The sequence below is a fragment of the Mycobacterium sp. NGS35 genome, from assembly GCF_059812855.1.
Map to the genome: position 1 here is coordinate 99137 of NZ_JCALDL010000005.1, position 14656 is coordinate 113792.

Sequence of the window (14656 nt, forward strand, 5' to 3'; positions counted from 1 at the left end):
CGCGGCATGGAGCCGCAAGGCCGGCGACGTTCGACCGGGGAGCCGCAAGGCCGGCGACATTCGACCGGGGAGCCGCACGGCCGGGTGCTGACGGTGCCCAACGCGCTGAGCGTGCTGCGGCTGGCGCTGGTGCCGGTGTTCTTGTGGCTGCTGCTGGCCGAGCACGCCGACGCATGGGCCACCGGCATCCTGATGTTCTCCGGCGCATCGGATTGGCTGGACGGCAAGATCGCGCGGCTGGCGAACCAATCCTCTCGGCTCGGCGAGCTGCTCGACCCGACGGTGGACCGGATCTACATGCTCGCGGTCCCAATTGCGTTCGCGCTCAGGCATTTTGCGCCATGGTGGTTTGTCATCGCCCTGATTGCCCGCGACGCGCTGCTGGCCGCAACGCTGCCCGCCCTGCGCAGCCGCGGCCTGACCGGGCTGCCGGTGACCTACATCGGCAAGGGTGCGACGTTCGCGCTCATGTCCGGCTTTCCGCTGATTCTGTTGGGCCAGTTCGACGGGTTGTGGAGCCATGTCGTGCTGGCCATCGGGTGGGGATTCGCGATCTGGGGTTTTGCGCTGTATCTGTGGAGCTTCGTGCTCTACGCCGTGCAGTTCGTTCTGGTGCTGCGCCGGATGCCGAAAGTGACCGCGACGGACCGACGCCCAGTGACCGGAGGACAGTCGGCACATGACTGACCGGGCTCTCGGCGGCTACGACCCGCACGCCGGGCTCAGCGCACACGAAGCCGGCCAGCCCCAGTTCAACCCCGTGCCGTCGCTGCTGCGGTCGCTGCTGTCCGAGCACCTCGACCCGGGTTACGCTGCCGCGGCCGCCGAACGCCAGAAGCGCGAGACATCTCGGCAGCGCTGGACGGTATGGGTATGGCAGGCCGCGGCCGCTCTGCTGGTGGCGCTGGTGTTCGCCGCGGCCGTCGCGCAAGCGCGCTCCACGGCACCCGGCGTCAAGGAAACCCAGCAGGTGCTGGTGAAGAGTGTGCGGTCGTCGGAAGCAGGTGCCAACGCGCTGAGCGCACAACGCGGCCAGCTGTCTCGCGAGGTCGACAGCTTGCGGCGAAGCCGGCTGGAGGGTGACGCGGAAGGCCGCGAACTGCTGCGCCGGCTCGACGAACTCGTCGTCCCGGCCGGGTCGACGGCGGTAACGGGCCCGGGCCTGACCGTGACGATGAGCGACCCCGGGGTGACTCCTGATTTGTCCGACGTGTCGAAGCAGCGCATCCCCGGCAGCCGGCAGGCGGTCCTCGACCGCGACCTGCAGCTGGTGGTCAACTCGCTGTGGGCGGCCGGCGCCGAGGCGGTCGCCGTCGGCGGGGTGCGCATCGGTCCCAACGTCACCATCCGACAGGCGGGCGGGGCGATTCTGGTCGACAATCAGCCGATCAGCAGTCCATACACAATCGTGGCGATCGGACCGGCGCATGCGATGCAGGACGGATTCGAGCGCAGTGCAGGCTTTCAGCGCGTGCGACTGCTGCAGGTGTCCTACGGCGTCGGCGTCACGATCAGCACAGTCGAGTCGCTGACTGTCCCGCCGGCCGGGAGCCGAGAAGTCAAGTACGCCAAGCCAATCGGATGAGCGGGAAGACCCGATGAAAGCTTGGGCGAGAAGGAGGCGGCAGCAGTGATCGGTATTGCGGCATTGGCCGTCGGAATCGTGTTGGGGCTGGTGTTTCACCCCAGCGTGCCTGACGCGGTGCAGCCCTATCTGCCGATCGCCGTGGTGGCGGCACTCGATGCGGTCTTCGGCGGCCTGCGCGCGTACCTGGACCGCATCTTCGATTCCAAGGTGTTCGTCGTCTCGTTCGTGTTCAACGTGTTGGTCGCAGCGCTGATCGTGTACCTGGGCGATCAACTGGGCGTCGGCACACAGCTGTCCACCGCAATCATCGTGGTGCTGGGCATCCGCATTTTCGGCAATGCCGCGGCACTGCGGCGCAAACTGTTCGGGGCATGAGGCATGAGCGAGCACGAGGCCGAGCCATCTCATCACGGGCGTCATGAGCTTCCCGCCGACGCGAAGCCGCCGCGGAGGCGGCGTTTGACGGTGTTCGGGACGCTGGCTGTGCTGCTGTGTCTGATCCTGGGCGCCGCCATCGCTACACAGGTCCGCCAGACGGAGTCCGGTGACGCATTGGAATCCGCCCGGCCAGCGGATTTGGTGGTGCTCTTGGATTCGCTGCAGCAGCGAGAGGCGACGCTGAACAAAGAGGTGTCCGACTTGCAGCGCACGCTGACCGCGTTGAGGGCGTCGGGCAACAGCGACCAAGCCGCCGTCGCGGACGCGCAAGACCGGCTCGCGGCGCTGTCGATCTTGGTGGGAACGGTGGCGGCGACGGGACCAGGGGTAACGCTGACGATCGATGACCCGGTGAGCGGCGTGTCTCCCGAGGCGATGATCGACGTCATCAACGAACTTCGGGCCGCCGGGGCGGAGGCCATCGAGATCCGCGGGGCGTCAGGCGGCACGGCGGTGCGCGTGGGCGTCGACACCTGGGTGGGCGGCCGCGCGGGTGCGTTGTCGGTGGACGGACAAACCCTGACAGCCCCGTATTCGGTTGTGGCCATAGGGGATCCACCGACGTTGGCGGCTGCGGTGAACATCCCGGGTGGCGCCGTCGACAGCGTGGAGCGGGTGGGCGGCACCATGACGATGCAGCAGTCCGACCGCGTCGACGTGACCGCCTTGCGGCAACCGAAACCGCGCCAATACGCTCAGCCCGTCAAATGACCGCCGCCAAGTCACGCCAACATAACCAGAGTTGAGGAGCCCCGTGAGCGAAGTCCCGCCTGACCTGCACTACACCGCCGAACACGAGTGGGTGCGCCGCACGGGCTCCGACACCGTACGGGTGGGAATCACCGACTTCGCGCAGTCGTCGCTGGGCGACGTGGTGTTTGTCCAGCTGCCTGAGGTCGGTGCCACGGTGACGGCCGGTGAGCCCTTCGGCGAAGTGGAATCCACCAAATCGGTGTCCGACCTTTATGCGCCGGTCTCGGCGAAAGTCGTTGCCGTGAACGGGGATCTGGACGCCAATCCGCAGCTGGTGAATTCCGAGCCGTACGGCGGCGGCTGGCTGGTGGAGTTGCAGGCCGAATCGTCCGCACTTGACGAAGGCGTCTCCGGGCTGCTGGACGCCGAAGGCTACCGCAACACGATCACCGAATGAGGCGACTTGTTAGGGTTCACGGACGGAATTGACCTCGCGGACACCCCCGCCCTGGTACGAACAGGGCGGGCACAATAACCGAGGCCTCGGGGTACGGTTTGAGGAGCAGGGCGCAGGTCGGCTTGACGAAATCGCTGGAAACCGCGGCCACGAAAGCAGCCGCCAGAACAGCCAGGAGGAGCAGCGGGTGACCGACAAGGACTCGAATTCTGGGGCAGACCAGACGTCTGACGAAGTCACCGTGGAAACGACCTCCGTTTTTCGCGCGGACTTCCTCAACGAGCTCGACGCGCCCGCCAGCCCCGGCGCCGATACCGCGGTGGGCGGCGTCGAGGGCCTGCCCAGTGGGTCGGCACTGCTCGTCGTCAAGCGCGGACCCAACGCGGGGTCGCGCTTTCTGCTCGACCAGCCGGTGACGTCGGCGGGCCGGCATCCAGACAGTGACATCTTCCTCGACGACGTGACCGTGTCGCGCCGCCATGCCGAGTTTCGGCTGGAGAACGGCGAATTCCAGGTCGTGGACGTCGGCAGCCTCAACGGCACCTACGTCAACCGCGAGCCGGTGGACTCAGCAGTGCTGGCCAACGGCGACGAAGTGCAGATCGGCAAGTTCCGCCTCGTGTTCCTGACGGGTCCGAAGGGCGACGACGGCGAAACCGGATCCGGGTAAACCCGTGAGCGCCCCCGAGACGCCCGCCCTGGCCGGCATGTCCATCGGAGCGGTGCTCGACCTGCTCCGGCCGGAGTTTCCTGACGTGACGATCTCGAAGATCCGGTTCCTGGAGGCGGAGGGGCTGGTCACCCCGCAGCGCAGCGCATCGGGATACCGCAGGTTCACTGCATACGACTGCGCGCGGCTGCGCTACATCTTGTCCGCTCAGCGCGACCACTATCTTCCGCTGAAGGTGATCAAGGCACATCTGGATGCCCAGCCGGACGGCGAGTTGCCGCAGTCGGCCGGGTTCGCCTTCGCCGCACCGCGATTGACGACGGTCGCCGGCACGCTCGACAGCGCGGTGGCCGACGCTGACGGCGCGGTGGAAGCGGCGCAGGTCCGGCTGAGCCGAGAAGACCTCCTCGATCGGGCCGGCGTCGACGACGCCCTGCTTACTGCGCTGACGAAAGCCGGGGTGGTGATCGCGGGTCCCGCCGGATTCTTCGACGAGGACGACGTGGTGATCCTGCGGTGCGCGGCTGCGCTGAGCGAGTTCGGTGTCGAGCCCAGGCACTTACGGGCGTTCCGCTCGGCTGCAGACCGGCAGTCCGACCTGATCGCGCAGATCGCCGGACCGGTGGGCAAGGGCGGCAAGACCGGCGCGCGCGACCGGGCCGACGACTTGGCTCGTGAGGTTGCCGCACTGGCGATCACGTTACACACGGCGTTGGTGAAGTCGGCGGTGCGCGACGTTCTCGACCGCTGAGGATTAGACTGGCGGCGAAGTCTTTCAACTGGCTTCGTCACATGCGGAGGGCAGGCGCATATGGGTGAGGTTCGGGTCGTCGGCATACGCGTTGAGCAGCCGCAGAACCAGCCGGTCTTGTTGCTGAGGGAGGCCAACGGCGATCGCTACCTGCCTATTTGGATCGGTCAGTCCGAGGCGGCGGCGATCGCGCTCGAACAGCAGGGCGTCGAGCCGGCGCGTCCGCTGACCCACGACTTGATCCGAGATGTCATTGCCGCGCTTGGCCATTCGCTCAAAGAGGTGCGCATCGTCGACTTGCAGGAGGGCACCTTCTACGCCGACCTGATCTTCGACCGCAACATCAAGGTGTCCGCGCGGCCGTCAGACTCGGTGGCGATCGCGCTGCGCGTGGGCGTGCCCATCTACGTGGAGGAGGCGGTGCTCGCGGAGGCGGGCCTGCTGATTCCCGATGAGAACGACGAGGAGTCCACGGGCGCCGTGCGGGAAGAAGAGGTCGAGAAGTTCAAGGAGTTCCTCGACAGCGTCTCACCGGACGACTTCAAGGCGACCTGAGCGCGGAGCTGATCACGGAAGCGTCTCAACTTGTCCGAGCCGCTCCGACACGCGGGTGGCGGTCACATTGACCGGTCCTTTCAGCCGCCATAATTTTGGCGGTAACGGCAGGCGCAGCGGCCCGCCCGACGCGTATGCTCGAGCAACTCGAGCCGTAACGCGAACGATGGCCAGTCGATAGCCAACGCGACAGGCGGGAGGTAGGACAGTGGATGACCATCCACGTCAAGAGCAGCTGGACCTGAAAGCAAGTGACAGCGCACCCAGCGAGCCGGTGCAGCCCGGCCTGTTCCCGGATGATTCGATTCCCGACGAGCTCGTCGGTTACCGCGGCCCCAGCGCATGCCAGATCGCCGGCATCACCTACCGCCAACTGGACTATTGGGCCCGGACCTCATTGGTGGTGCCGTCGATTCGCAGTGCTGCCGGTTCCGGCAGCCAGCGGCTGTACTCGTTCAAAGACATTCTCGTGCTGAAGATCGTCAAGCGGCTGCTGGACACCGGCATCTCGCTGCAGAACATCCGCGTCGCGGTCGACCATCTGCGTCGGCGCGGCGTGCAGGACCTGGCCAACATCACGCTGTTCTCCGACGGCACCACGGTGTACGAATGCACGTCGGCCGAAGAGGTGGTGGACCTGTTGCAGGGCGGCCAAGGAGTGTTCGGCATCGCGGTCAGCGGTGCGATGCGTGAACTCACCGGCGCAATCGCCGACTTCCCGGGCGAGCGCGCCGACGGTGGCGAGTCGATCGCCGCGCCCGAAGACGAATTGGCCACCCGGCGCAAGCACCGCGACCGCAAGATCGGCTGACAGTCCCGCGCGAGCGAGCGCGGTTGTCCGCATTTCGCGGCGTGTCGAGGTGCAGACGCGCCCGCTCGCGGTAGGTGGGTAGACTGGCACCCGCATCGCCCGGAAGCGGGAGAGTTTCGTGGCCGCCAGTCACGAACGCCGAAGGAGCAACACCTCTCCGTCAACCTCTCAGGCCCCCGGACCGCGACGGGACACGATGCCTCTGGAAAGCGGTGATGACGGGCGTCATCACCCGCCGATGGGGAAAGGCGCAGGCCGAATCTCTCAGGCGCCCGGTGACTGGGTCGAAGACAGAGGGAGAGGGCACCAGTCGTCTATCGTCAGGAGCCCGCCCGTGTCCACCAGTTTCGCCGACCGCCACATCGGCCCGAACCCCGACGACATCGCGACAATGCTGAACGTCATCGGCGTGAATTCCCTGGAGGAGCTGGCAGAAAAAGCCATTCCCACCACGATCTTCGATGGTCTCGACGGCGAAGCGGCGCCCGGCCTGGAGATCTTGCCGCCTCCGGCCACCGAGGAGGAGGCGCTCACGGAGCTGCGCCGTCTCGCCGACACCAACACCGTCGCGGTTTCGATGATCGGGCAGGGCTATTTCGACACGCTGACCCCAGCGGTGTTGCGCCGCAATCTCATTGAGAACCCGGCCTGGTACACGGCATATACGCCGTATCAGCCGGAGATCAGCCAAGGCCGGCTGGAGGCGCTGCTGAATTTCCAGACGATGATCGCCGACCTGACGGGCTTGGAGATCGCCAACGCGTCGATGCTCGACGAAGGTACGGCTGCCGCCGAGGCGATGACGCTGATGCACCGCGCGACCCGCGGTAGCTCGCATCGACTGGCCGTGGACGTCGACATCTATCGCCAGACAGCCGCTGTGTTAGCTACCCGGGCAGCGCCACTGGGCATCGAAATCGTCACGGCCGACTTGACGGACGGCCTGCCCGACGGCGAGTTCTTCGGCGTGATCGCGCAGCTTCCCGGCGCCAGCGGCGCGGTGGTCGACTGGAGTGACCTAGTGGCGCAGGCCCATGAGCGCGGCGCGATGGTGGCAATCGGTGCCGACCTGCTGGCGCTGACGCTCGTCACCCCGCCGGGGGAAATCGGCGCCGACATCGCGTTCGGTAGCGCCCAAAGATTCGGCGTGCCAATGGGTTTCGGTGGCCCGCACGCCGGATACCTTGCCGTGCACAGCAAGCACGCGCGCCAGCTGCCGGGCCGGCTGGTCGGGGTGTCGTTAGACGCCGACGGCGCGCCTGCATACCGCCTGTCGCTGCAGACCCGCGAACAGCACATCCGCCGCGACAGGGCGACCAGCAACATCTGCACGGCTCAGGTGCTGCTGGCGGTGCTGGCCGCGATGTATGCCAGTTACCACGGCGCCGACGGGCTCACGGCGATCGCCCGCCGCGTCCACGGGCACGCGCGCCGGCTGGCCGGTGGACTCGCAGCTGCGGGCGTGGAGGTCGTGCACCGGTCGTTCTTCGACACCGTGCTGGCCCGCGTCCCCGGCCGCGCCGCCCAGATCCGTGATGCGGCAAAAGCCAGGGGCATCAACATCTGGGTGGTCGACGACGACCACGTTTCCGTGTCGTGCGACGAGGCGACCACCGACAGCCACGTCGACCAGGTGCTCGATGCATTCGGCGCCGAGCCGGTCGACGAGCCGTTCGCCGGACCCGAAATCACTTCGCGCACAAGCGAATTCCTGACTCATCCGGCGTTCACCCGGTATCGCACCGAAACCGAGATGATGCGTTACCTGCGGATGCTGGCGGACAAAGACATTGCGTTGGACCGCAGCATGATTCCGCTGGGATCGTGCACGATGAAGCTCAATGCCGCGGCCGAGATGGAACCCATCACGTGGCCTGAGTTCGCCCGTCAGCACCCGTTCGCGCCGGCGTCGGATACCCCGGGCCTGCGGCGGCTAATCGCCGATCTGGAAACCTGGCTGGCCCGGATGACCGGCTACGACGCGGTGTCGCTGCAGCCCAACGCGGGCTCGCAGGGCGAGTACGCCGGGCTGCTCGCCATCCACGCCTACCACGCCGCGCGCGGCGAGCCGCACCGCGACGTGTGCCTGATCCCGTCCAGCGCGCACGGCACCAACGCCGCGTCGGCCGCGCTGGCGGGTATGCGGGTGGCGGTGGTCGCGTGCCGCCCGAACGGGGATGTGGACCTCGACGATCTGCGGGCCAAGGTGGGCGAGCACGCGAATGACCTTGCGGCACTGATGATCACCTATCCATCGACGCACGGGGTCTACGAGCACGACATCGCGGAGATCTGCGCTGCGGTGCACGACGCGGGCGGCCAGGTCTACGTCGACGGTGCGAACCTCAACGCACTGGTGGGCCTGGCCCGCCCGGGCCGGTTCGGCGGCGACGTCAGCCATCTCAACCTGCACAAGACGTTCTGCATCCCGCACGGCGGCGGTGGCCCCGGTGTGGGCCCGGTCGCGGTGCGCGAGCACCTGCGGCCGTATCTGCCCGGGCACCCGCTCGCCGACGAGCTCTCCGACGCGCCGCCGGTGTCGTCGGCACCTTACGGCTCAGCGTCGATACTGCCGATCACGTGGGCCTACATCCGCATGATGGGCGCGCCCGGCCTGCGCGCGGCGTCGCTGACGGCGATTGCGTCGGCGAACTACATCGCACGCCGGCTCGACGAGTACTACCCGGTGCTGTACACCGGCGAGAACGGCATGGTGGCCCACGAGTGCATCCTCGATCTGCGTGGCATCACCAAGGCCACCGGCGTCACCGTGGACGATGTCGCAAAGCGGTTGGCAGACTACGGTTTTCACGCGCCGACCATGAGCTTCCCGGTAGCCGGCACGCTGATGGTGGAGCCCACGGAAAGTGAAAGCCTGGCTGAGGTCGACGCATTCTGCGACGCGATGATCGCGATCCGCGCAGAGATCGACAAGGTCGGCGCGGGGGAGTGGCCGGCAGAGGACAACCCGCTGCGCGCCGCACCGCACACCGCGGCCTGCTTGATGGTGGACAAGTGGGAGCATCCGTACACCCGCGAGCAGGCTGCGTATCCGCTGGGCAAGGGGTTCCGGCCGAAAGTGTGGCCGCCGGTGCGCCGCATCGACGGGGCGTATGGGGACCGCAATCTGGTGTGCTCCTGCCCGCCGGTGGAGGCGTTCGGCTGAAACATCGCCGAGTGTGGAGTTGATCCACGCGCTGCGGTGAAAAGCGTGGAATAAGCCAACGTTCGGGGGCTAGTGTCCCGAAGGTGCTTCCACCAAGCGTGGCCGAGTGGCGCGACGGCGGGCGCTTCATCCAAACGAGCGCAGGCCAGGTGTTCGTCCGCTTTAAGGAGGGCGCCGGCCCGACCATCCTGCTGTTGCACGGCTTTCCGTCCAGCTCCTATGACTTCCGCCAAGTCGTTCCGCACCTGGCCGGCCGGGCGTGGCTGACGCTGGACTTTCTGGGCTTCGGCCTGTCGGACAAGCCCAGGCCGCACCACTACAGCCTGCTCGAGCAAGCCGATCTGGTGCAGGCGGTTGTCGACGAGGTTACCGACGGGCCGGTCGTGGTGCTCGCCCACGACATGGGTACCTCGGTGACCACCGAGCTGCTCGCACGAGATCTTCACGGCCGCTTGCCTTTTGAGTTGCAACGCGCGGTGCTTTCCAACGGCAGCGTGATTCTGGCGCGGGCCAGCCTGCGGCCGAGTCAGAAGATCCTGCGCAGCCAGCTGGGGCCGGTGTTCGCGCGACTGGTCAACCGCCGGGGCTTCACCCGTGGCTTCGGCAGGCTGTTCAGCGACGACCATCCGCTGTCGGCGCAAGAAGCCGCGGCGCAGTGGGCGCTGTTGTCGCACAACGACGGTCACCGCATCGCCCACCTGTTGATTTCCTACCTCGACGAGCGTGTGCGTTACGCGCAGCGCTGGCACGGCGCGGTCCGCGACTGGCCCAAACCGCTGGGGTTCCTCTGGGCATTGCGGGACCCGGTCGCCACGACGAACGTGCTCGACGGGCTTTGCGAGCTGCGGCCGACCGCCCCGGTGATCGAGCTGCCGCAGTTGGGCCACTATCCGCAGCTCGAAGATCCCGATGCGTTCGCAGCCGGGGCGCTCACGCTGCTCACCGACGCGTGACGCTCAGCCGAACACGTCGTTGAGCGTCACCGTCTGCAGGTTCCGGCTGGCGATGATGTCGAGCAGTTGCGGATACGTGTGCGTGACCGGCGGCAGGTTGGCGTGTCCGAGCACGATCTGCTGGCCGGTGAACGCCTGCTTGGCGTAGTTGATCAGCTGCTGCTCGTTGACCACTCTGGAGTCGCCGATCGTCGCACTCCACAACGTGATCGTCGGGTAGCCCAGATCGGCCGCGATCTTGTCGGTCGCCGCGTTGTGTACACCGTAGGGCGGCCGGAAGTAGGGGGTGCCATCGACGCCGTAGGTGTTCTGCAGGAAGTCCTTGTTCCGCTGGATCTGGTCGGTGAGCGCCCCCGGACTGATTCGCGTGACGTAGGGGTGCGACCAGGTGTGGTTGCCCAGCTGGATTTGGCCGGAGTCGACCATCGGCCGCAACTGAGGAGCGTTGACCGACCATGAGGCGTTGGCGCCGTTGACGAAGAACGTCATCCGGGTGCCGCTGTCGCGACAGAACTGGGCGAACGCCGAGACAACGGCGATGCTGGCGCCGTCGTCGATGGTGAGCGCCAAGAGGTTTCCGTCACCCGGCAACCGGGTGAGCACCCCATCGGGCGGCGGTATGCGCCCAGCGGGTGCGGCGTGCGCTGGCGCCGGCCGGGTCGTCGCCGCCAACACTCCGACCGCAATGGCTTTCAGTAATGTGCGTCGATCGACGCTCGGCACATTGTCACGGTAACGATCCGTTCGCGCCCGTGGGGGCCGCTTCACCTGTCAGTGCACTGTGAGTGCGGCCGATATCGGGGGTCGCCAAGCCCGCCCGGAAAATCTTCGCCTCGACGGGGTACAGGCATAGGATCGGCACACAGGACCGGATGACAAGGGATGTCCATGACCGCAGAAGCGACCGCCCTGCCACGACTGCAGCCACGTCGACCCTTCCCGGCCAGGCTGGGCCCCAAGGGCAACTTGGTCTACAAGCTGATCACCACCACCGATCACAAGCTGATCGGCATCATGTACATGGTCGCCTGCTTCGTGTTCTTCTTCGTCGGCGGGCTGATGGCGTTGTTGATCAGGGCAGAGCTGGCCGTACCGGGGCTGCAGTTCTTGTCCAACGAGCAGTACAACCAGCTGTTCACCATGCACGGCACCGCAATGCTGCTCTTCTACGCAACCCCGATCGTGTTCGGGTTCGCCAACATCGTGCTGCCGCTGCAGATCGGCGCGCCCGACGTCGCGTTCCCGCGCCTCAACGCATTGTCGTTCTGGCTCTTCGTCTTCGGGGCGCTGATAGCGCTCAGCGGCTTCATCACGCCAGGTGGTGCGGCGGACTTCGGCTGGACGGCCTACAGCCCGCTCACCGACGCCATCCACAGCCCCGGCGCCGGTGGTGATCTGTGGATCCTTGGTCTGGGCGTCGGCGGTCTCGGCACCATCTTGGGTGCGGTCAACATGATCACCACGATCGTCTGCATGCGCGCCCCGGGCATGACGATGTTCCGGATGCCGATCTTCACCTGGAACATCCTCGTGACGAGCATCCTTGTGCTGCTGGTCTTCCCGCTGCTGACGGCGGCGTTGTTCGGTCTGGCCGCCGACCGCCACCTCGGCGCGCACATCTACGACCCCTCCAACGGCGGCGCGATTCTGTGGCAGCACCTGTTCTGGTTCTTCGGGCATCCCGAGGTGTACATCATCGCGTTGCCGTTCTTCGGGATCATCACCGAAGTGATCCCGGTGTTCAGCCGCAAGCCGCTGTTCGGCTACACCACTTTGGTGTACGCCACGTTCAGCATCGCCGCGTTGTCGATGGCGGTGTGGGCGCACCACATGTTCGCCACCGGTGCGGTGCTGTTGCCGTTCTTCTCGTTCATGACGTTTTTGATCGCGGTGCCCACCGGCATCAAGTTCTTCAACTGGATCGGCACGATGTGGAAGGGGCAGCTGACGTTCGAGACGCCGATGCTGTTCGCCGTCGGCTTCGTCGTGACGTTCCTGCTGGGTGGGCTGTCAGGGGTGCTCTTGGCCAGCCCGCCGCTGGACTTCCATGTCACCGACAGCTACTTCGTCGTCGCGCACTTCCACTACGTGCTGTTCGGCACCATCGTGTTCGCGACGTTCGCGGGGGTGTACTTCTGGTTCCCGAAGATGACCGGCCGGCTGCTCGACGAGCGGCTGGGCAAGCTGCACTTCTGGACCACGTTCATCGGCTTCCACACCACGTTCCTGGTGCAGCACTGGGTCGGCAACCAGGGCATGCCCCGGCGCTACGCCGACTACCTGCCCAGCGACGGGTTCGAAGCGCTGAACATCGTGTCGACCATCGGGGCGTTCATCCTCGGCGTCTCGATGATCACGTTCACCTGGAACGTGTTCCGCAGCTGGCGCTACGGCGAGCCGGTGACCGTCGACGACCCGTGGGGTTACGGCAACTCGCTGGAGTGGGCCACCAGCTGCCCGCCGCCGCGGCACAACTTCTACGAGCTGCCCCGAATCCGTTCGGAGCGGCCGGCTTTCGAGCTGCACTACCCGTGGATGGTCGAGCGCATGCGCGCCGAATCTCACATCGGCGGCCACCGCGAGAAGAAACTCGAGACCGACGCCCCGACACCGCTGCGCACCGCGCCGGACCGCGACTGACCTCAGCCCATCATCGTCGACACCGCGGCCGCGAGGTCCGGGCTGTCTGACGTGGGCAGGTTCCGGTAGCTGCCGCCCGTGGCCTGGGCAACGGATTCCCATGTGCTGCGGTCGGAGTCGGCACCGAAATCGATGACGTTGACGGCCACCGGTCGGGCGGGATCGAACGTCTTACGGATGTAGTCCTGCAGGCCGGCGCCGTCGAGAGACTGATCGGTGTGCGGACCGGCGGTGAGCACCAGCACGGAGTTCTTCGCGTTGGGCCGGAAGTTCGCCAGCGCGCCGTCGTAGATCATCCGCAGCGTGGTGAACGACACGGCACCGCCGTTCGACGAGTACTGCCGGTCCAGCGCGGCCGTCAGCGCTGCCGAGCGCGGCTGCCCGTTGAGGTCGTCGGACAGCGGTCCGGTCGGCACTTCACTGCGGCCCTCGACCCCGTCGAACGTCCACAACCCGACCGCCGCAGTGGGAGGCAGCGCCCCCAGCTTGTTCTTCAGCGCCGCAACCACATTCGCCAGTCGGCTCTGGCCACCCTCCTGCTCGGGCATCGACTGGTCGAGCATGATCGTGACCGCGCCTCCGGACGAGGGCGTGGTGACCGCGTCGGCCAATGTGACCCGCGCCGATTCATCGCCGACCGACAGCGTTGCCGACAGCGGCGAAAAGCTGGTGACGTCGCTCTTGGGCAGTGCCTGATCTCCGGCACGGAATCCGACTTTGGCCAATTCGGCTTGCTGCTCTGGCTTTTGGAGGAACTTCTTGAATTCGCTGGCCGCGGTGACCTGTTCCTCGGAGAGCCAGTTGCCGGCCAGCGACGCCATCGGGTAGTCGGCCACCGCGGCGGGTCCCGGCGGCAGCCAGGAGGTGACGACGTCCTTGGCCTCAGGTATCTTCGTCGACCGTTGATACAGCTGCTGTTCGGTCATCACCATCGCGTGCACCGGTGCGGCGGCCGGGTCGCCCTTGGCGGTCAGCGCGTCGAGTGCTGTCGAAAGCTTGGAGTCGGCCAGCTTGGGCTGTCCGGAAAGCAGCGCATTGATTGCGCCCACACCGGCGGTGGCCGGGGCGTTGGGCGGAGCGGATGCAGCCGCAACCGCTTCGGCGGCCAGGTAGGTGGCGTCGGCGTTGCCCGTGGTGGGCAGCGCCAGCCGCAGCGAGCCCCAGCCCGGCATGTTCAGCGCATCCAACGACACCGGGTTGGTCTGCAGGCCGGGCAGCGAGCCCCAATTCTGTTCGGCCAGAGCTGTTTTCAGCTGCGGTCTGATGGCCAGCACCACCGGCGTCTTGACAAGTGACCGGCTGTCGGTGACGACGTTCGATCCGCCCGCTGCTTGCAGTCTTGCGGTCGCAATCGAGCTCGCCGGAATCCACAGCGCCGGCCGCTGTCCCAGCTCGCCGGGCCAGGTGCCGGCGAAGCCGTCGACCACGGCGCTGGAGTCGGCCGCCTTCACGCCGAGCTTCACACAGCGGTCGCCGATCGGGTCGGCGGATTTGTTGTACCGGTCGGCCAGCGTGGTGATCTGCTCGGCGATCGACGGGTCGGCGATGACGGCGACGGGCACGTCGGCACCGTGGCAGCTGGTCGCCGCGGTGTTCGAGCGGTCGGAGAGCGTGTCACCCAAGAATCGCCACAGGATGATCGCGCCCACTACCACCACGACCGCAACCAACGCCACGATCACGCCGATGCTCACACCGCGACGTCTGCGGTCGGTGCTGCGGTGGCCGCCCTGCCAGGTGCCGCGGGCGAAGCGGCCGCTGGGTGTCTCATCTGAGGGACCGGGCGCCGCGTCCGCCGCCGCGTCGGGGCCGTCGAAGTCTTCGGTCGGGCCGCGGGCAGCGGGCGACGCCGACGACGGCTCGGGCGGCGGCGTGGCGCGGAACGGTTCTCTGGGCGTCTCGTCCGGGCCGGGAATGCTGTGCTTGCCCATGCC

At 66.9% G+C, this 14656-nt stretch carries 14 protein-coding genes and 2 riboswitches; of the genes, 12 read left to right on the forward strand and 2 right to left on the reverse strand.

Features of this window, described 5'->3' with window-relative positions; genetic code table 11:
• Positions 1 to 6 precede the first annotated feature (6 nt).
• The 11 genes from AC5Y4C_RS10940 to AC5Y4C_RS10990 all read left to right on the forward strand — a co-directional run bounded on the left by AC5Y4C_RS10940 (position 7) and on the right by AC5Y4C_RS10990 (position 10082).
• Positions 7 to 687 (forward strand): CDP-alcohol phosphatidyltransferase family protein, encoded by a 681-nt coding sequence (locus tag AC5Y4C_RS10940; RefSeq protein WP_499908517.1) that lies wholly within the window; start codon positions 7 to 9, stop codon positions 685 to 687.
• Positions 680 to 1585 carry a DUF881 domain-containing protein gene (locus AC5Y4C_RS10945; RefSeq protein ID WP_499908515.1) on the forward strand — a complete coding sequence of 302 codons (906 nt, stop codon included), beginning with the start codon at positions 680 to 682 and terminating at the stop codon, positions 1583 to 1585. The genes AC5Y4C_RS10940 and AC5Y4C_RS10945 overlap by 8 nt, the downstream gene beginning before the upstream one ends.
• A 45-nt stretch (positions 1586 to 1630) precedes the next feature.
• Positions 1631 to 1963 carry a small basic family protein gene (locus tag AC5Y4C_RS10950; RefSeq protein WP_499908513.1) on the forward strand — a complete coding sequence of 111 codons (333 nt, stop codon included), beginning with the start codon at positions 1631 to 1633 and terminating at the stop codon, positions 1961 to 1963.
• Between the two features lie 3 nt (positions 1964 to 1966).
• Entirely contained in the window at positions 1967 to 2737 is a 771-nt protein-coding gene (locus AC5Y4C_RS10955) for a DUF881 domain-containing protein (RefSeq protein WP_499908511.1), read from the forward strand.
• Between the two features lie 43 nt (positions 2738 to 2780).
• A complete protein-coding gene (gene gcvH / locus AC5Y4C_RS10960) occupies positions 2781 to 3176 on the forward strand; it encodes a glycine cleavage system protein GcvH (protein WP_499908509.1) in 396 nt (131 codons plus the stop codon).
• A 187-nt stretch (positions 3177 to 3363) separates the two neighbouring features.
• Positions 3364 to 3846: a glycogen accumulation regulator GarA gene (gene garA, locus AC5Y4C_RS10965; protein ID WP_499908507.1), complete on the forward strand. Its 483-nt coding sequence runs from the start codon at positions 3364 to 3366 to the stop codon at positions 3844 to 3846.
• 4 nt (positions 3847 to 3850) lie between these two features.
• Positions 3851 to 4597 carry a transcriptional regulator FtsR gene (ftsR, locus tag AC5Y4C_RS10970; protein WP_499908505.1) on the forward strand — a complete coding sequence of 249 codons (747 nt, stop codon included), beginning with the start codon at positions 3851 to 3853 and terminating at the stop codon, positions 4595 to 4597.
• Between the two features lie 60 nt (positions 4598 to 4657).
• A complete protein-coding gene (locus AC5Y4C_RS10975; protein ID WP_499908503.1) occupies positions 4658 to 5152 on the forward strand; it encodes a bifunctional nuclease family protein in 495 nt (164 codons plus the stop codon).
• 208 nt (positions 5153 to 5360) lie between these two features.
• Positions 5361 to 5963: a MerR family transcriptional regulator gene (locus AC5Y4C_RS10980; RefSeq protein WP_499908501.1), complete on the forward strand. Its 603-nt coding sequence runs from the start codon at positions 5361 to 5363 to the stop codon at positions 5961 to 5963.
• A 96-nt stretch (positions 5964 to 6059) separates the two neighbouring features.
• Positions 6060 to 6157: riboswitch (glycine riboswitch) on the forward strand.
• Positions 6158 to 6267: riboswitch (glycine riboswitch) on the forward strand.
• 30 nt (positions 6268 to 6297) lie between these two features.
• Positions 6298 to 9129: an aminomethyl-transferring glycine dehydrogenase gene (gcvP, locus tag AC5Y4C_RS10985; protein WP_499962896.1), complete on the forward strand. Its 2832-nt coding sequence runs from the start codon at positions 6298 to 6300 to the stop codon at positions 9127 to 9129.
• 83 nt (positions 9130 to 9212) lie between these two features.
• On the forward strand, positions 9213 to 10082 hold the full coding sequence (locus tag AC5Y4C_RS10990; protein ID WP_499962894.1) for an alpha/beta fold hydrolase: 870 nt from the start codon (positions 9213 to 9215) through the stop codon (positions 10080 to 10082).
• A 3-nt stretch (positions 10083 to 10085) separates the two neighbouring features.
• Here the strand turns inward: AC5Y4C_RS10990 and AC5Y4C_RS10995 are convergent, their stop codons facing one another.
• A complete protein-coding gene (locus tag AC5Y4C_RS10995; protein ID WP_499949159.1) occupies positions 10086 to 10805 on the reverse strand; it encodes a polysaccharide deacetylase family protein in 720 nt (239 codons plus the stop codon).
• Between the two features lie 165 nt (positions 10806 to 10970).
• On the opposite strand from AC5Y4C_RS10995, the gene ctaD reads away from it, so the two are divergent.
• Positions 10971 to 12722, forward strand: a complete 1752-nt coding sequence (gene ctaD, locus AC5Y4C_RS11000; RefSeq protein WP_499908493.1) for an aa3-type cytochrome oxidase subunit I — start codon at positions 10971 to 10973, stop codon at positions 12720 to 12722.
• A gap of 2 nt (positions 12723 to 12724) precedes the next feature.
• Here the strand turns inward: ctaD and AC5Y4C_RS11005 are convergent, their stop codons facing one another.
• A complete protein-coding gene (locus tag AC5Y4C_RS11005; protein ID WP_499962892.1) occupies positions 12725 to 14653 on the reverse strand; it encodes a substrate-binding domain-containing protein in 1929 nt (642 codons plus the stop codon).
• Positions 14654 to 14656 lie beyond the last annotated feature (3 nt).

Excerpts from the sequence above, each read along its gene's own strand:
- AC5Y4C_RS10975 (WP_499908503.1), top strand. The coding sequence starts at position 4,658 with ATGGGTGAGGTTCGGGTCGTCGGCATACGCGTTGAGCAGCCGCAGAAC.
- AC5Y4C_RS10945 (WP_499908515.1), top strand. The coding sequence starts at position 680 with ATGACTGACCGGGCTCTCGGCGGCTACGACCCGCACGCCGGGCTCAGC.
- ctaD (WP_499908493.1), top strand. The coding sequence starts at position 10,971 with ATGACCGCAGAAGCGACCGCCCTGCCACGACTGCAGCCACGTCGACCC.
- AC5Y4C_RS11005 (WP_499962892.1), bottom strand. The coding sequence starts at position 14,653 with ATGGGCAAGCACAGCATTCCCGGCCCGGACGAGACGCCCAGAGAACCG.
- AC5Y4C_RS10955 (WP_499908511.1), top strand. The coding sequence starts at position 1,967 with ATGAGCGAGCACGAGGCCGAGCCATCTCATCACGGGCGTCATGAGCTT.
- AC5Y4C_RS10940 (WP_499908517.1), top strand. The coding sequence starts at position 7 with ATGGAGCCGCAAGGCCGGCGACGTTCGACCGGGGAGCCGCAAGGCCGG.